Below are 16,611 nucleotides of genomic sequence, written 5' to 3'. Positions count from 1 at the left end.
TCCAGATTTAAATCCAATAGAAAATATGTGGTCACGAGTCAAGGCGATTCGAACTAAGTTTAGAGTTAAAGATATTGATAAATTATTTAAAGATTACTGTAATGATTTATTTGGTATTTAGCTATACCATGTAGGTCGACCCAAGGCTGAATAAAAGCTTGGTCGAGCGAACCACCGACGGGGAAAACATAAAGTAGGCCAATCATACTGAGCGTGAGCAACAGGGCTTGTCGTAATAAAAAGGAACGGTTCGAGAGCATAAGTCGTGTGATGTGCTGAAATTATTTTGTTTGAATGCAGCTATTTGAAACCACGAAACTTAAATCAGACTTAACTGGGTATTTGAACTGTATCGATATCGATAGTGAAGAAGGTGCATAAAGCAGAACAGGCTTTGTGTTAAAGTTTTTGAAAACTCAGTAATAAAGATTTATGAGCATACGTGCAGTCCTTTTTGATTTAGATAATACTTTGACTCACCGAGATCACAGCGTTCAGGCGTATACGCAGTACTTAGCCGAGTCTTATCAGTCGACGCTGGCGGAGGTAGACCTTGTACAGATTAAACGTATTATTAATCGTATAGATAATGGGGGATATCCGAAAAAAGAACTCCTTACTCATCCGAGTATTGGGGCATCTGTCGCTTATGCTCTACAAACGGAGCTGGATTGGATACATCAACCCGATTTTGATGAGCTCACACAATTTTGGTTTCAGCACTTTGGTCAGTTCGCCGTGGCGATGCCGGGAGCATTGACCTTGCTGCAGCAACTAAAACAGCAGCAGTATAAACTGGCGGTGGTGTCGAATGGTGGACATGCCACACGCCTGAATATTTTGAATGGACTAGGTTTTGCATCGTATTTTGATCAGATCATCAGCTCGGAAAGTGCAGGCATCAGTAAGCCCAAAGTTGAAATATTTCAGTACAGTTGTCGTGAGTTGGGCGTGACGGAAACCGAGTGTTTATTTATTGGTGATCATCCTGTCAATGATATTTACGGTGCGAGCCAAGCAGGGATGTCTGCTGTATTGCTTGAAGGCTTTCATACTTTAAGTGCTGAACAACAGCACAGCATTCCGAATAAAATTCAGCATTTGGATCAGGTCTTAGATTTTCTAAAATAAGGTGATTTAAACTCAAGCTTTAAGCGAAGTTTAGGGTAAAAAAAGCGGCATAAATGCCGCTTTAGATTGTGTTGTTTAGAACATGTTTTCTTCAGAGTTTGCCGAAATACGGTGAATACTTAAGTCTGCACCACGGAATTCTTCTTCTTGATCTAGGCGAATGCCCATCGTTACTTTGAGTAGACCATAAATGATGAATCCACCAGCCAATGCAATCACGATCGCGAGCAGCGTACCGATACATTGAGAGATCATTGAAATACCGCCTAAACCGCCCAACCATTTTTGTCCAAATACACCCACTGCAATACCACCGAAAGCACCACAAACACCGTGTAGTGGCCATACGCCAAGTACATCATCGACTTTGAGTTTGTTTTGAGTGTATGTAAATAGTTTGACAAAGATCAGACCTGCGATAGCGCCGATAATTAACGCACCGACAGGATGAACTACATCTGAGCCTGCACAGATTGCAACCAAACCGGCTAAGGGACCGTTATGTAAGAAACCGGGGTCATTTTTACCCATAAAGTTTGCTGCAAGCGTGCCGCCCACCATTGCCATGAGAGAGTTAATTGCAACCAGTCCTGAAATGGCATCCAAACGTTGCGCACTCATCACGTTAAAGCCAAACCAGCCGACGATTAAAATCCAAGAACCTAAGGCAAGGAATGGAATACTTGAAGGGGGGTGAGCGCTGATACGACCGTCTTTTTTATAGCGTCCATGACGTGCGCCAAGTAAAAGTACTGCAGCTAAAGCGATCCAACCGCCCATCGCATGTACCACGACCGAACCTGCAAAATCATGAAATGCTGCGCCAAATGTGCGTTCTAACCATGCTTGTAGCCCAAAATTACCATTCCATGCCATGCCTTCAAAGAATGGATAGACCAAAGCGACCAATAATAATGTGGCAATCGCTTGAGTCCGCATTTTTGCACGTTCAGCAATACCACCTGAAATAATCGCTGGAATGGCTGCGGCAAAAGTTAGCAGGAAGAAACAACGCATTAAGTTGTAGCCATGATCGGCTGCTAAAGTGTCCCCAATATGAAAAAAGTGCTGACCATAAGAGATGTAATAACCCACAAAAAAGTATGCAATTGCGGAAATAGAAAAGTCAGTCAAAATTTTACTCAGCGCATTGACCTGATTTTTATGTCGTACTGTACCCAATTCTAAAAATGCAAAGCCAGCATGCATGGCAAGAACCAAGACTGCACCAAGAAGGAGAAAGAGGAGATCTATATTTTGCATAAGGTGTTCCAGTTTAGTGCGCTAGTTCACGAAAAGAACTTCAGTATATCGAGCGAAAAAAAATGGAAAAGAGATTGGCGCTAGGGAAATTTTGATTAAAAAAACTTAAAAATACATAAGACTCGATATAAAGCAAAGACTTGCATTTAAAGCTTAAAAGTGCACCAAAAAGATGCGCATCAATATTTACAAGAGAAAATTAACTAAATGATTCTTAAATGGAAAAGGCTGAAAAGTGAATATGTTTGAAACTTATTTAATTTTATAGCGCCAAAAAGGGATTAATTCAGGGCATTGAATATTTTTTGAATTTTCATCGGAATGCGAGAAATTTGGGCATGTATTTGAGTTTACTCGCAGATATTACGGTGAGCGGTTATTATTGTGCAAATGAAATGAAAGTTGAGAAGAACACAGCTTTAAAATTTGCCTATCATTGGGTCATTTTGTTCATTGAGTTGGTTATTCTGTAGTGCAAATACATGACAAATTATTTCAAAGGGCTTTTATTAGAGTGTTGTAGCGGAAATGCGGTTTTGAGCTCTTTTAGTTCCGGTTGATGAGGAGAATACTAATTTAAGCGAGACGTTGAGTATTGATTGCCTCCGCCCAATCACAGCATCCACATCGTGGGCAAACATCTTGTGCGCCATGGATATACATAGTTTTACCGCAATGCGTACAGGCATAGAGATGATGCATTTTGATATCTCGAACCGCTTTATAGGGTTTCGGAAATAGTGGCAGTCCATAACGCACTTGTTCAGGTGGGTAAAACAAAATACTAAATTTTCCATCACTTTCTAATAAACCAACTCGAACTTGTCCAAGATGCTCCACATTTTGCTGACGCATTTCAGAGAAGAATTCATCATGTGACATTTTACCTTGTTTAATCTTTTCTAAAACCAATTCACCATCTTCAACAATGTAGAGGGCTTTGCCTTCAATTAAATCTTCAAAGGGTTGGTATTTCATCATGAGCCAAGTGATTACTCGGTATAAACCAATTACCACCGTCATCACAATGAGAGCTTGCAGGAGGGGGAGCTCCTCTTCAAACATTGGGTCGCCTGCAATAGAACCCAAAGCAAGGAGGATGGCAACTTCAAAGATGGATAACTGACGTACGCCGCGTTTGCCTGTTAGGCGTAAGAATACGATGATTAAAACGAACATAATGACGCTACGCAAAATCACTTCGGCAGCAAAAGTCCATGTGGTGTCATGGATGAATATTTGGGCTAAATCCATGTCTCATCCTTTTTTATCGTTATATGTTTTAACTTAGCAAAGCGCTAGGCAATAAAGCAGCTCAATTGTGTTAATTTTTAAGCATTATTTGAAAATGGATTTCATGCTAACGGTATTGTATGCATGAGATATTTGATGAAAAAAGTGCTTTAAAATAGCCATAAAAAAAGCACCGACGAATCGATGCTTTTGATGTGGTCTGGCAATTTTTAAAGATGCTCAGTTATTTAATATGTTCTGCAATATCCGTAAAGATTACACCTAAACCATGTGCGCCAGCATCTGGATAGCCAAGACTGCGGTCACCCACAGTGCCTGCACGTCCCATACGCGCCACGATTTCTTTGGTCTTCTCAGCGCCTTGAACCGCCGCTTTTGCACCAAGGACAAAGTTTTCTTTAAACGATTTATCGGTATGGGCAGACCAAGAGTCTGCACATGGCACTAAGGCATCAATCAGGGTTTTATCGCCAACTACTGCACCACGTCCAAATGAACGCTCTCCAGTGGTTTGAATGTCTTTGACCGCAGCTTGCAGCATCTCTGCGAAATCAGCGACAGTTAAAACTGATTTGCCTTGAATTGATTTCGCTGCCGCACGGAATGCTGAACCCCAGATTGGGCCAGACGCGCCACCACAGTGTTCCATAATGATCATTGAGCAGTTCAGCATGAATTCATCCATCTGCTGCGCTTGAATTAGACTTTGCCATTCACGTTTTAATTGCTTGAAGCCTTTCGCCACGCTCATACCGAAGTCGCCGTCACCTGCATGCGCGTCTAGTTCACAGAATGGCACTTCATTTCTAATGATGCAGGCAGACATCACATCCACTATATAGCGCATGTTTTCGATGGTGAATTGTTCATTGCTAATCACCGCATGTTCAGGCTGTGTTTCAACTTGGGTGTTCACCACAGCTTCGGTAGCAGCATTTTTAGTTGCAAAAGTTAAAGGCTGTGCTGCTGAACCATCCATTTTAAATGCAGGGGTGTTGGCTGCTGCATCGAGGTAAGTTTTCAATTCATCATCGACAGCAAGCAAGGACACAGATGCACCATTCATGTCGATACTGGTCATATAGTTGCCGACAAATGTGCGGTAAATTTTGATACCTTTACGTGCAAGGTGTTCGCATACATCATGGTTAAAGACATACAACTCTTGCAGCGGTGTGCTACCAAAGCCATTGACCAAGACTGCAACTTCTTTCATGTCTGGGCGGTCAAGGAACAGGTCATCCACGATGCGCTGTGCCATTTTTTTGGATGGCAAGATTTTTTCACGACGGATGCCGGGTTCACCGTGAATGCCGACGCCATATTCCATTTCGTCATCAGCCAAAGTAAACGTTGGCGTGCCTTTGGCTGGAACAGTACATGAGCTATAAGCAAAACCAAGGCTAATGACGTTGTCCGCAGCTTTTTGAGCAATCGCTTTTACGTCTGCAAGTTCTAAGCCTTTTGATGCTGCTGCGCCTGCAATCTTATGTACAAATACTGTGCCTGCAACACCACGACGACCGACTGTATATAGGCTGTCTTTAACCGCAATGTCATCTGCCACTTTGACATAGTCAACTTTAATGCCGTCTTCAGTTGCAAGGGCTGCGCCATTCTGGAAATTCATCATATCGCCAGAATAGTTTTTGATGATCATCAACACGCCTTTGTCGGTTGCGACGTGTTGTAAGGCTTTATAGACCTGAATTTGCGATGGAGATGCAAACACGTCCCCACATACGGCAGCGTCTAACATGCCTGTACCGACAAAGCCTGCATGGGCAGGTTCGTGACCGCTACCACCACCACTGATAAGTGCCACGTTATTGTGTTTTTCTTTACGTGAAATGATTTTGTGTGACTCGTTAAATGCGAGTTCTGGGTGGGCAAGAACAAAGCCTTTGCACATTTCAATTACGATGTTTTCTGCACCGTTCATGAGTTTTTTCATGGATGTACCAATCTGTATTTATAGGGGAGAGTTCTAAGTTTTAATTATTCAGGAATTTGAAGTTTTTTGCTGATTAAATAATGTAAAAACGGATGGTTTGGAAAGTATAGATTGAGCTTTTGAAACTTTACCTCTCCCTAACCCTTACTTTCATTTTGTTTTAAATCAAAGCTTAAAGGTTATTATAGGGGTAATATCCATTAATAAATTCATAAAGTTTTTAATTCACAATGAAAGCTCCCTCTCACTCTGGGATGAGACGCATTGCTTAGCAAGGGGGAGGAGGAATGGGTAGGTGCTAGGACGGATTGATGAGTGGTCTTTTAGCGTTTTTTGAAATTTCCTATAAAGGAATCCCAATACATCTGATTTAGTGAGATTCTCATTTTTTAAGACATGTCTATTATTTTACTAGGATAGATTATTTTTTAATTAAGTTTTTGTTGAAATGGATATCAGTCAAAAAATAATAACCAAATCTATCTGAATAATTTTCTGCATAGGTTAAACAAACTGATTGTGGTGGATTTTCCAAATATTCAAAATGGCTTCCAGTCATAGAAATTTGATCTGATTCAGGGAAACTAAGATTTTTACCATCTAACATTGTGAAATGGAAAATAATTTGTTGCCATGAGTTGCGATGACTTCCTCGCAGAATTGTTGAATGACCTGTATATGTGCCGCATTTTTTGACTTTATGTTTTGATTGCATGGCATCATTAATTTTTTGCGTACGAAAATGATCAATAATAAGTGATCCCATGTGTGCAAAGCATGACATAAAAATGATAATCCAGATTAGTGAATGTGTGTATTTCCATACAAAAACGGATCCTATTAAACACACAATACCAAAGCTTATTTCCATAATCATTTCGAGCCACCAACTATTCACAAAATTAAAAAAAGTTCATTTTATTTTTAAAGGCTAAAGGTAGGGGGCTATTATTCTAACTGATTTAATTGCTTGATTCTCTGGTCAATACGATCGGCATTGCATGATAGATTGATTAACTTAGATCCTGCACCTTGTACACTGCTAGATAGATAAGATACGAGTTCATCACAATGACTATTTTTATATAACAACCAATTCTTTTGAGAGGTTTCTAAAATTTTCTGACCTTCCTCATCCATAGTGTTATAAAGCTTTTGATAAGTTTGGTTGAGCTTGGTTTTATTAGATTTTAATTCTTTTTCATAACAGGCAATTTCATCATAAACATTACTTATCTTACATTCTGCAAAAGCAAAAGATGAAATAAAAGGTAAAACTAAAAGTAAGAATATTTTTTCATTTTATAAAATTCGTTTATGTGTTTTTAAGATTTTTGATTATAAATAAAAAACCCCCTCACACGAGGGGATTTTTTCAAACTAATTATTGAACTGAATCATCCAAATTCGGTGCTAACCAACGTTTCGCTTCATCCAGTGTCCAACCTTTACGCTGCGCATAATCTTCAAGCTGATCGCCTGCGATTTTACCCACGTTAAAGTATTGGCTTTCAGGGTTTGCATAGTAGAAACCGCTGACAGATGAAGGCGGCCACATTGCAAAACTAGAAGTCAATTGCGTACCAATCTTGTCGGTAGAACCTAACCAGTCAAACAATGGCGCTTTTTCAGAATGCTCAGGACAAGCAGGGTAGCCCGGTGCAGGACGGATGCCCACATACTTCTCTTTAATCAATTCTTCATTGCTTAAGGTTTCAGACGCTTGGTTACCCCAGAACTCTTTACGGATGCGCTCATGCAAATGCTCCGCAAACGCTTCCGCAAAACGGTCACCTAAAGATTGTGCAAGAATTGCAGAGTAGTCATCGCCTTTAGCTTTGTACTCATTGGCCATTTCTTCTGCACCAAAGATCGATACAGTGAAACCGCCCAAGTAGTCTTCTGCGACACCTTTAGGCGCAATAAAGTCCGCTAATGACAAGTTTGGTTTACCTGTCACTTTATCAGACTGTTGACGAATGTGATGGAAGGTATGCGTAACCGATTGACCATCTTCGCTATACACTTCAACCGAATCCGCTGCAGAACGGTTAGCAGGGTAAATACCAAACACAGCACGAGCATCAAAACGTTTGTTGTCGATGATGTCTTTTAGCATGGTCTGCGCTTGTTCATACAAGTCAGTGGCAGCTTCACCCACCACTTCATCAGTCAGAATCGCAGGGAATTTACCCGCCAAGCTCCAAGAAATAAAGAATGGTGTCCAGTCGAAGTATTCAACCAACGTTTCCAATGGATAATTGGTCAGCGTTTGCGTACCAATAAAGTTTGGTTTCACAGGCGCATTGGCTGCAAAATCAATTTTCAAACCATTTTCAATTGATTCAGCATAAGTCAGCTTGGCTGCTTTTGGCTGTTTGTTGGCAATACGCTCACGGACTTTTTCATATTCAGCACGTGTGTCTTCAACAAATTTAGGCTTCATTTCTTTAGAAAGTAAAGTTGTTGCTACACCCACCGCACGCGATGCATCGGCAACATAAATGACTGCATCATTTGAATATTGCGGATCAATTTTCACTGCCGTATGCGCTTTAGAAGTGGTTGCACCGCCAATCATCAATGGAACATTAAAGCCTTTGCGCTGCATTTCTTTCGCAACAAAAACCATTTCATCCAGTGACGGCGTAATCAGGCCAGATAGACCAATAATGTCGACTTTCTCATCAATGGCAGTTTGCAGAATCTTCTCGCAAGGCACCATCACGCCAAGGTCGATGATGTCATAGCCGTTACAGCCCAACACCACGCCCACGATATTTTTACCGATGTCGTGCACGTCGCCCTTCACCGTTGCCATTAGGACTTTACCCTTAGATTGGCCAGCTGTTTTTTCCGCTTCAATGAACGGATTCAGCCAAGCTACAGCCTGTTTCATGACACGTGCAGATTTCACGACTTGCGGCAGGAACATTTTGCCCGAACCGAACAAATCGCCCACCACGTTCATGCCGTCCATCAGCGGGCCTTCAATCACATCTAAAGGACGAGCTGATTTTAAACGCGCTTCTTCAGTATCTTCATCAATGAACGTTGTGATACCTTTCACCAAAGCATGCTCAAGACGTTTTTCAACTGGAAGCTCACGCCATTCCAAGTTTTCCACTTGTTTTTGCGCAGCACCTTGACCACGGTATTTTTCAGCAACTTCAAGCAGCTTTTCTGTAGCTTCTTGATGGCTTTCACCTTGGTTTTGGTTCAAGATCACATCTTCAACCGCAGCTTTCAGTTCAGCATCAATTTCATCATAAATCGCCATTTGACCTGCGTTGACGATACCCATAGTCATGCCTTGCTGAATGGCATGGTATAAGAACACTGAGTGAATCGCTTCACGTACAGGCTCGTTACCGCGGAAAGAGAACGATACGTTAGACACACCGCCAGAAATCATGGCATGCGGCAAGTTTTGCTTAATCCAGCCAGTCGCTTCAATGAAGTCCACAGCATAGTTGTTGTGTTCTTCGATACCTGTTGCCACTGCAAACACGTTCGGGTCAAAAATGATGTCTTCAGCAGGGAAGCCAACTTCATTCACTAACACGTCATAAGAGCGCTTACAGATTTCTTTTTTACGTGCAGCTGTATCGGCCTGACCATTTTCGTCAAAGGCCATCACAATCACGGCAGCCCCATACTGACGGCACAAACGCGCTTTTGCAACGAACTCGTCATAGCCTTCTTTTAAGGAAATCGAGTTAACAACCGCTTTACCTTGTACACATTTTAAGCCCGCTTCAATGATTTCCCATTTAGATGAGTCAATCATGATCGGCACACGTGAAATTTCAGGTTCAGAGGCTACAAGATTTAGGAAGTGCACCATTGCGCCTTCTGAATCCAGCATGCCTTCATCCATGTTGATGTCGATAATCTGAGCACCGGCTTCAACTTGCTGCTGTGCAACTTCTAAAGCTTCGGCAAAGTTTTCTTCACGGATTAAGCGTAAGAATTTTTTAGAACCTGTTACGTTGGTACGTTCACCCACGTTCACAAAAAGTGATTCTTCAGTGATGTTAAATGGCTCTAAACCACTTAAACGACACGCAGGTTTAGTCTCTGGCACTTGGCGCGGGGCAATGTCTTTTACGGCATTGGCAATAGCACGGATGTGATCCGGCGTTGTACCGCAGCAGCCGCCGGTAATGTTAATCAAGCCACTTTCTGCAAATTCTTTAATAAAGGCAGCGGTTTGTTCAGGGGTTTCATCATAACCGCCGAAGGCATTTGGTAAGCCAGCGTTCGGATGCGCCGAAACAAAAGTATCGGCAACGTCAGCAATGGTTTTGACGTGCGGACGCATGGCATCTGCACCTAGGGCACAGTTAAAGCCAATCGACAATAAGTCACCATGACGCACAGAGTTCCAGAACGCTTCAGCAGTTTGGCCAGTTAAAGTTCGGCCAGAGGCATCGGTAATGGTGCCTGAAATCATCAATGGCAATTCGTAGCCAATTTGGTTGAAGACTTCTTTCACTGCAAAAATGGCAGCTTTACAGTTTAAGGTATCGAATACAGTTTCAATGAGCAGAATGTCCGCACCGCCTTCAATCAGGGCATGCGCAGCTTCAATATAGTTTTCTTTTAGCTCATCAAAAGTGATGTTACGGAATGCTGGGTCATTTACATTTGGCGAGATCGAGCAAGTGCGTGAAGTCGGCCCAAGCACACCTGCAACAAAACGCGGTTTTTCAGGCGTAGAGTATTTTTCACAAGCGGCTTTAGCAATACGCGCTGCTTCACGGTTGATCTCTGATACCAAATCTTCCATGTGGTAGTCAGACATTGAAACTTTAGTGCCGTTAAAGCTGTTGGTTTCAATAATGTCTGCGCCAGCATCGAGGTAGGCTTCATGAATGCCTTGGATAATTTGCGGCTGCGTCAACACCAATAGGTCATTATTGCCTTTGAGGTCAGATGCCCAATCTGCAAAACGCTCACCACGGTAGTCAGCTTCTTCGAGTTTATGACGCTGAATCATGGTGCCCATTGCACCGTCGATAATCAGAATCCGTTGAGCGAGCAGCTCTTTTAGGGTGGCAAGCGTGGACATAAATAACCCCAATCCGATGGAATATAAAATCGGCAAATATATTAACAGAATTCATTGCAGTTTTATTGATATTCAACCATCTTTACAGCGCGCAATTATTAGCTTGTTGAATTAATGAGCAATATTGCAACTTGTTAATTTCATATACCAATTTCATATAAATGTATGGAAAGCTTCATGAATTTGTCATATTGCTCAGGCAAGCTTGAAAAACAAACAGTAGGGCTATGCAATATGAAAAAAAAGATGACAGATGAAATATAAGTTGAAACATTGGGTTTCAAAGAAATTAAAGTTTGAATATGAAGCTTAAACAACTGATTTACTTTATGAAAGTAGAGTATAAAAGTCGGTTTTTAACACTTTAAAAAAACAAATAAAGCATGAAAAATTGCTTTATATGACACCGCTTTGTCATATAATTGTCATAATTAAATTGAACAATATGGGGATTTTAAAATCCTCTATTCCTGCCTGCATGAATTCTAAACAAACTCCCGTAGATTCAGCGCACACGTCGACTACTCAAAAGTCTACGAATGTTCATGTGCCTACACCGAAATTCTTTATGCCGGTATTTTTAACGGTGATTATTTCAACGTTGATTTATATTGGTTTTCAGGTGACTGCCGATTTAGCGCATGTTCCGCCTTTAAGTCTTTATTCAATGATTTTATTGGGCACAGCCTTATTCATCGCACTTGGCTTTGAATTTGTAAATGGCTTCCATGACACTGCAAATGCAGTAGCAACAGTGATTTATACCAACGCCTTGTCAGCACCGGTTGCGGTAATGTGGGCGGGTTTCTGTAATTTTCTAGGTGTAATGGTTGCCAGTGGTGCAGTTGCTTACGGCATTATTGCTTTATTACCTGTTGAATTGATTATGAACGTTGGTTCAGGTGCAGGTTTTGCCATGGTTTTCGCTATGCTGATTGCAGCGATTTTGTGGAATTTAGGGACTTGGTTCTTAGGCATCCCGGCGTCTAGTTCGCATACTTTGATTGGTTCTATTCTTGGCGTTGGCATCATGAACTACCTGTTAAATGCAGGCGGTGGTGCGAGCGGTGTAGATATGGAGCAGGTGCTTAAAGTCGGTAAGGCGTTATTGTTCTCGCCACTGATTGGTTTTGCATTTGCGGCTCTCGTTTTCTTATTGGTCAAGCGTATTTTCCGCAAACAGCTAGAATTGTTTCAGCCACCAGAAGGCAATAAGCCGCCACCACCACTGATTCGTGCAATTTTGATCTTTACCTGTACAGGTGTAAGTTTTGCGCACGGTTCAAATGATGGTCAAAAAGGTATGGGGCTGATCATGCTGATTTTGATCGGATGTGTGCCATTGGCTTATTCATTGAATAAGAACTTAGATAATCAACATATTCAATCTTTCCATCAGTTATCTGCTCAAACTGCGACTGCGATCTACGCAGAGCATAATGACATTCCTGATGCACAAGCGCGTGATGTACTCACCAAATACATTCAAACCAAAGAAGTCAGCCCAGAAGTTGTGCCAGCTTTAGCAAGTTTGACCGATCATTTAGGTGAGCGTGTTGCACAGTATGGCGACTTAAAAGATATTCCTGAACAAGAAGTATCTTCGATTCGTAATGACATGTACCTCAGTACCACTGCTTTTAAACGTCTAGATAAAGCTGAACAACTACCAGCAATGGCAGAAGCTGAACAAAAGACAGTGAAAGAATATCGTAGTCACTTAGATTCGTTCTTGCAGTACATTCCAACATGGGTAAAAGTCGCTGTTGCATTGGCACTAGGTCTTGGAACCATGGTGGGTTGGAAACGTATTGTTGTGACTGTCGGTGAACGTATTGGTAAAAACCACATGACTTATGGTCAGGGTATGTCTGCCGAGCTTGTTGCAATGTCAACGATTGCTGCTGCAGATGGTTTTGGTATGCCAGTATCGACGACACACGTACTTAACTCTGCGGTTGCAGGTACTATGGTCGCGAATAAATCGGGTCTAAACTTTGCAACAGTGAAAACCATTCTATCGGCTTGGGTCTTCACTTTACCTGCAACGATCTGTCTATCAGGCTGCTTGTACTGGTTATTCTTGAAAGTCTTCTAAGCAACTCAAATTCTAGGTATAAAAAAACGCTGCTTCGGCAGCGTTTTTTTATGGCTTTATCTCAGACATCACCGATTTGAATGTGATGACTGAGCTGAATTGGAATAGTCAAAGTAGCAAGTTGAAGCTTTGAAAAGTTCGGTAATGATTTAGCCCAATGGCAATTACGCTTTCTTGAACAGACCCAATACTTTTTTCACGGGCAGTTTTTCTTCAGCAAAACCATACAGCGCTGCAAAAGGTAAGGCGGTACGCGCCAAATAAGCCACACGCCACAAGCCACCATGGTTGGCACCATGCATCATGAGTTCTAATGGATGGTCTAGTGCTGTTTCAGGGTTAGCAACTGATTGAGGATTTCTCAAGTCGTGAATCCATAAAGCAGCCATGAGTGCATTAGTGGTTTCAGGTTGGAAGGATTCCACATCAAATAAACTCGCACCATTAAATGCGGCCTTTAATAATGGATTCTTCGTCACTGAGCGAGTTGTGGTGGATGGCGCAATATTGATACTAACCCGCTGACCATTTTGACGTGCCACAGTTGCACGCCATTGTTGAATACGTTTTGCAAGTGCGTAGTTAGGACCTTGTTCCACCACCAAACAGTCAGCGATACCATAGGATTTTCCATTGTCTGCTGTGGTGGTTTGCTCATTATTTTGCTTAAAGAAATGCTGACCTGTGACTTTCGCAATGCTTTGCGTCAAAAGCTTTTGTGCAGACGCACGGTTTTGGAATTTGGCTTGCGCTGCCGTAACAATCTCTTCTGGCACCGCATAGACATCGGTCGGAGTACACATAAACATCAAGCTGGTGTCGGCTTTTTGCTGGCTGACATAGGCCATGATGCTGTCCATGGCCATTGCAACACGAACATGCTTTTCACCATCTAAATAGGCAATTGCAGCTAGATCTAGTTGATGTTCACTTTGTGCAAGCCATTGTGCAATTTCAGGAATGTGTGTCAGTAAATTGGCACCCAATTTGTGTTTTAGTTCTTGAATGGGTGTGTCTTCATGCACAGCGTCGAGACTTGGCGCATATAAAGTGGCATTACCGGCCTGAACCGTGCTTAAGATTCGATCCCAAACACGTTCATTATTCAGGTCGATTGCCACAATATTGGCTTTCCATTTTGCTAACCACGTCAGGGGGCCAGCTTCGGAGGCAGCACCAAAAAGCACCATAGTCCGATCTGACAAATCGAACCATTCTGGGTGTGCAATGGCTTCACGTAATGCGTCTGCATGACTGGCTTCAATGATGCCAGCATCTTGCCATTTTTGAATCTGAGCCAGTAAAGCCTCACCTTGCAGTTTTTGGCCATGATAGGGCACATACCACTCAGGCGCTGCGTCACTTTCACCTTTTAACTTCACGGTATGCAGCGGATGTGCAGTTAAAGCCACTGCATCTTTGAGCGTATGCTTTTCTTGATCACGATAAAATTCAAAGACGTGATGCGCTTTATTTAAACCTTGCTCAGCAATGTTGATCGCTGCTTCAGATGATTGAATCCCTTGTTCAACCAAGGCTTTAAAATATTCAGGATATTTTTTACGCCAGTTTTTTTCTTGTTTTGCACGTACAGAAGACTGATGGTCAACTGCAGCTAAGGCTTCAGCGATAATTTCACGACCGGTTTTAGATGTACTCGGCTTTTGGTTTGAAGCCGAAATGGGAAATTGAAGACCTTCAGTTGAACTCGACATGCAAAATATCTCAGCTAATTTTGTCATTAATATACAGATGTATACATTATCTATGCCAAATTAAAAAACAGGGTGGCATAAAATGCCAGATTTATATGATTTGTCATGTGCTTTTGTGAACTTTCGTAGAATATACAGCTTCAAATTTTACTGACGGAATTGAAAAAGCCTTCGGTTTGAAGGCTTAAAAGAAGAGGGCATTAAATCAATAACGGCAAATCAACAACGGCCTTTTTTAGCCTGTCCGGGCGGGCAAAAGTCGCCATGGCGATCTGGGTAATTATAAGCATAGTGATTACGATCTGGGTCGACCACGATACTGCCTTCACGAGTGTGAACGGCACAAGCACTCAACACGCAGGTCAACAGCAAACTTGAGAACATCAGGACTATTTTCATTGGAATTTTCCTTTTTTATTCTGTGTCATTTCAGTTTAAATCAGGGCAAGGGTAGATAGCGTTTCAATCTGCTGTGAAATTGTATAGCTCGATATTCAAAGTGCGGTGCTGTAAATGTGGGAAATTGGCTAAAGAAAAAAATTAAAGGACATTTCGATTTAACGCAGCACAATAAAAAAGCCTAAACTGAAACGGTTTAGGCTGTCATTTTACTGGTTAAATCAGACTGATTTTTTAGACTTAACGTTAGAAAGGAACGTTTAATAACTGACTTAAGAAATGTGGAATGAGCTTCGGTTCAAGAATAATCGTCATGATTACACCATACGCTGCGCCCCAAAGGTGTGCGCTGTGGTTAATGTTGCTGTTGCCACGTTTACCTGACCAGATACTATAAGCCACATAAAGCACGGCAAAAATAATTGCAGGAACAGGAATAAAGAATACAAAAATCAGTTTCCACGGTTCAAACAAGATATACGCAAAAAGTACCGCAGATACCGCCCCAGAAGCCCCTAAACTTGCCCAATGGGTATCATGCTTATGTTTTAAATAACTCGGAATAATCGCAGCGATCAAACCGCCTAAATAAAACAATACAAAGCCCATGTCGAAGAAATATTGGCGATAAAAACTTTCAATCACGCTACCAAAGAAAAATAAGGTAATCATGTTGAACAATAGGTGCGCGCCATCTGCATGAATAAAACCATGGCTAATAAATCGGTCATATTCGCCACGACTGAGGGCTGGCGGCCAAAATAACAAACGATTCATCACTTTCTGATTTGAAAATGCAATCAGTGAAATCACCACCGTAATCAGGATAATGGTCACGGTGTGGTTAAAGGGTAGGCCCAACATATATGACTATTCTACTTGTTAAAATTTATGCTCAATAATGCCATTAAATCTGCCTAAAGCGTGAACTTTCAGAATAATTCCGACAATTTTAGTTGATTTTTTTCTAATGCCCCGCATCTTAAGTTAAAATAGCGACTTCAGCTTGAGGAAATATTGTAATGTCGACTGAGAACAACAGCACAGCAGTTGCTGAAGAAATTCCAAACCTATTGATCACTCCAAATGCCCAAGAGTATTTGAAAGATCTTTTGGATAAACAAAATACACCGGGCATTGGTGTACGTGTTTTTGTGGAAAATCCGGGTACGCCACGTGCTGAATGTTGTATGGCTTACAGTGCACCAGAAGAAGTTGTGCCTACAGACTATAAACAAGACTATCCAGATTTCCCTGCATTTATTGACACACCGTCTATTCCATATCTTTTGGATGCGGTAATTGACTATAACAAAGACCGTTTTGGTGGTCAGTTAACTTTCCGTGCACCAAACTCAAAAGTGCCACGTGTGGGTCCAGATGCCTCTGTAGAAGAGCGAATCACTTATGTTCTACAGTCAGAAATTAATCCTGGCCTTGCCGGTCATGGTGGTAACTGTGCATTGGTAGAAGTGGTTGAAGATGCAGAGCATGGTTTAACTGCAGTGCTTAAATTCGGTGGTGGTTGCCAAGGTTGTTCTTCAATCGATTTAACCTTGAAACAAGGTGTTGAAACAACATTGAAGCAGCATGTACCTGAATTAATGCGCGTTGTTGACCAAACGGATCACAGTAATACTGAAGGTGCTTATTTCAAATAAGTTCAGTATTGTTATAAAAAAGCCGCAATGATGCGGCTTTTTTATTGTCTAAATCAAATAAA

General features: G+C 41.7%; 12 protein-coding genes. 3 read left to right on the top strand and 9 right to left on the bottom strand.

The window, feature by feature from the left end:
• Positions 1-432: 432 nt before the first annotated feature.
• The gene (locus FTU65_RS05980) at positions 433-1,131 is read left to right on the top strand and encodes an HAD family hydrolase (RefSeq protein WP_180065240.1); all 699 of its coding nucleotides are present in this window, start codon (positions 433-435) and stop codon (positions 1,129-1,131) included.
• A gap of 75 nt (positions 1,132-1,206) precedes the next feature.
• On the opposite strand, the gene FTU65_RS05975 is transcribed toward FTU65_RS05980, so the two are convergent.
• The 6 genes from FTU65_RS05975 to metH form a co-directional block, all read right to left on the bottom strand.
• Entirely contained in the window at positions 1,207-2,394 is a 1,188-nt protein-coding gene (locus FTU65_RS05975; RefSeq protein ID WP_180010092.1) for an ammonium transporter, read from the bottom strand.
• 576 nt (positions 2,395-2,970) lie between these two features.
• Positions 2,971-3,648 carry a DUF421 domain-containing protein gene (locus FTU65_RS05970; protein ID WP_180007438.1) on the bottom strand — a complete coding sequence of 226 codons (678 nt, stop codon included), beginning with the start codon at positions 3,646-3,648 and terminating at the stop codon, positions 2,971-2,973.
• 223 nt (positions 3,649-3,871) lie between these two features.
• Positions 3,872-5,602 (bottom strand): dihydroxyacetone kinase subunit DhaK, encoded by a 1,731-nt coding sequence (dhaK, locus tag FTU65_RS05965; RefSeq protein ID WP_180065239.1) that lies wholly within the window; start codon positions 5,600-5,602, stop codon positions 3,872-3,874.
• Between the two features lie 421 nt (positions 5,603-6,023).
• Positions 6,024-6,479: a hypothetical protein gene (locus FTU65_RS05960; RefSeq protein WP_180007440.1), complete on the bottom strand. Its 456-nt coding sequence runs from the start codon at positions 6,477-6,479 to the stop codon at positions 6,024-6,026.
• 71 nt (positions 6,480-6,550) lie between these two features.
• Positions 6,551-6,817, bottom strand: coding sequence for a lysozyme inhibitor LprI family protein (locus tag FTU65_RS16530; RefSeq protein ID WP_373683456.1), 267 nt, complete (start codon positions 6,815-6,817; stop codon positions 6,551-6,553).
• Between the two features lie 169 nt (positions 6,818-6,986).
• Positions 6,987-10,676: a methionine synthase gene (metH, locus tag FTU65_RS05950; protein WP_180065238.1), complete on the bottom strand. Its 3,690-nt coding sequence runs from the start codon at positions 10,674-10,676 to the stop codon at positions 6,987-6,989.
• 478 nt (positions 10,677-11,154) lie between these two features.
• Between metH and FTU65_RS05945 the strand changes: the two genes are divergently transcribed.
• On the top strand, positions 11,155-12,774 hold the full coding sequence (locus FTU65_RS05945; RefSeq protein ID WP_078189951.1) for an inorganic phosphate transporter: 1,620 nt from the start codon (positions 11,155-11,157) through the stop codon (positions 12,772-12,774).
• 164 nt (positions 12,775-12,938) lie between these two features.
• Here the strand turns inward: FTU65_RS05945 and FTU65_RS05940 are convergent, their stop codons facing one another.
• The 3 genes from FTU65_RS05940 to FTU65_RS05930 all read right to left on the bottom strand — a co-directional run bounded on the left by FTU65_RS05940 (position 12,939) and on the right by FTU65_RS05930 (position 15,752).
• A complete protein-coding gene (locus FTU65_RS05940; protein WP_180010099.1) occupies positions 12,939-14,489 on the bottom strand; it encodes a hypothetical protein in 1,551 nt (516 codons plus the stop codon).
• A gap of 219 nt (positions 14,490-14,708) precedes the next feature.
• Positions 14,709-14,888 (bottom strand): hypothetical protein, encoded by a 180-nt coding sequence (locus FTU65_RS05935; RefSeq protein WP_180066514.1) that lies wholly within the window; start codon positions 14,886-14,888, stop codon positions 14,709-14,711.
• 246 nt (positions 14,889-15,134) lie between these two features.
• Positions 15,135-15,752 (bottom strand): rhomboid family intramembrane serine protease, encoded by a 618-nt coding sequence (locus tag FTU65_RS05930; protein ID WP_111884441.1) that lies wholly within the window; start codon positions 15,750-15,752, stop codon positions 15,135-15,137.
• Positions 15,753-15,910: 158 nt separating this feature from the next.
• On the opposite strand from FTU65_RS05930, the gene nfuA reads away from it, so the two are divergent.
• Positions 15,911-16,549, top strand: coding sequence for a Fe-S biogenesis protein NfuA (nfuA, locus tag FTU65_RS05925; protein ID WP_078189947.1), 639 nt, complete (start codon positions 15,911-15,913; stop codon positions 16,547-16,549).
• Positions 16,550-16,611: the final 62 nt, after the last annotated feature.

This window comes from Acinetobacter sp. YH12129 (genome assembly GCF_013418685.1).
GTDB lineage: Bacteria > Pseudomonadota > Gammaproteobacteria > Pseudomonadales > Moraxellaceae > Acinetobacter > Acinetobacter amyesii.
This window is presented reverse-complemented; position numbering and strand designations above follow the sequence as displayed.

Bases quoted from the DNA above. Each gene is read 5' to 3' on its own strand.
- FTU65_RS05980 (WP_180065240.1), top strand. From the start codon at position 433: ATGAGCATACGTGCAGTCCTTTTTGATTTAGATAATACTTTGACTCAC.
- FTU65_RS05975 (WP_180010092.1), bottom strand. From the start codon at position 2,394: ATGCAAAATATAGATCTCCTCTTTCTCCTTCTTGGTGCAGTCTTGGTT.
- FTU65_RS05970 (WP_180007438.1), bottom strand. From the start codon at position 3,648: ATGGATTTAGCCCAAATATTCATCCATGACACCACATGGACTTTTGCT.
- dhaK (WP_180065239.1), bottom strand. From the start codon at position 5,602: ATGAAAAAACTCATGAACGGTGCAGAAAACATCGTAATTGAAATGTGC.
- FTU65_RS05960 (WP_180007440.1), bottom strand. From the start codon at position 6,479: ATGATTATGGAAATAAGCTTTGGTATTGTGTGTTTAATAGGATCCGTT.
- metH (WP_180065238.1), bottom strand. From the start codon at position 10,676: ATGTCCACGCTTGCCACCCTAAAAGAGCTGCTCGCTCAACGGATTCTG.
- FTU65_RS05945 (WP_078189951.1), top strand. From the start codon at position 11,155: ATGAATTCTAAACAAACTCCCGTAGATTCAGCGCACACGTCGACTACT.
- FTU65_RS05940 (WP_180010099.1), bottom strand. From the start codon at position 14,489: ATGTCGAGTTCAACTGAAGGTCTTCAATTTCCCATTTCGGCTTCAAAC.
- FTU65_RS05935 (WP_180066514.1), bottom strand. From the start codon at position 14,888: ATGAAAATAGTCCTGATGTTCTCAAGTTTGCTGTTGACCTGCGTGTTG.
- FTU65_RS05930 (WP_111884441.1), bottom strand. From the start codon at position 15,752: ATGTTGGGCCTACCCTTTAACCACACCGTGACCATTATCCTGATTACG.
- nfuA (WP_078189947.1), top strand. From the start codon at position 15,911: ATGTCGACTGAGAACAACAGCACAGCAGTTGCTGAAGAAATTCCAAAC.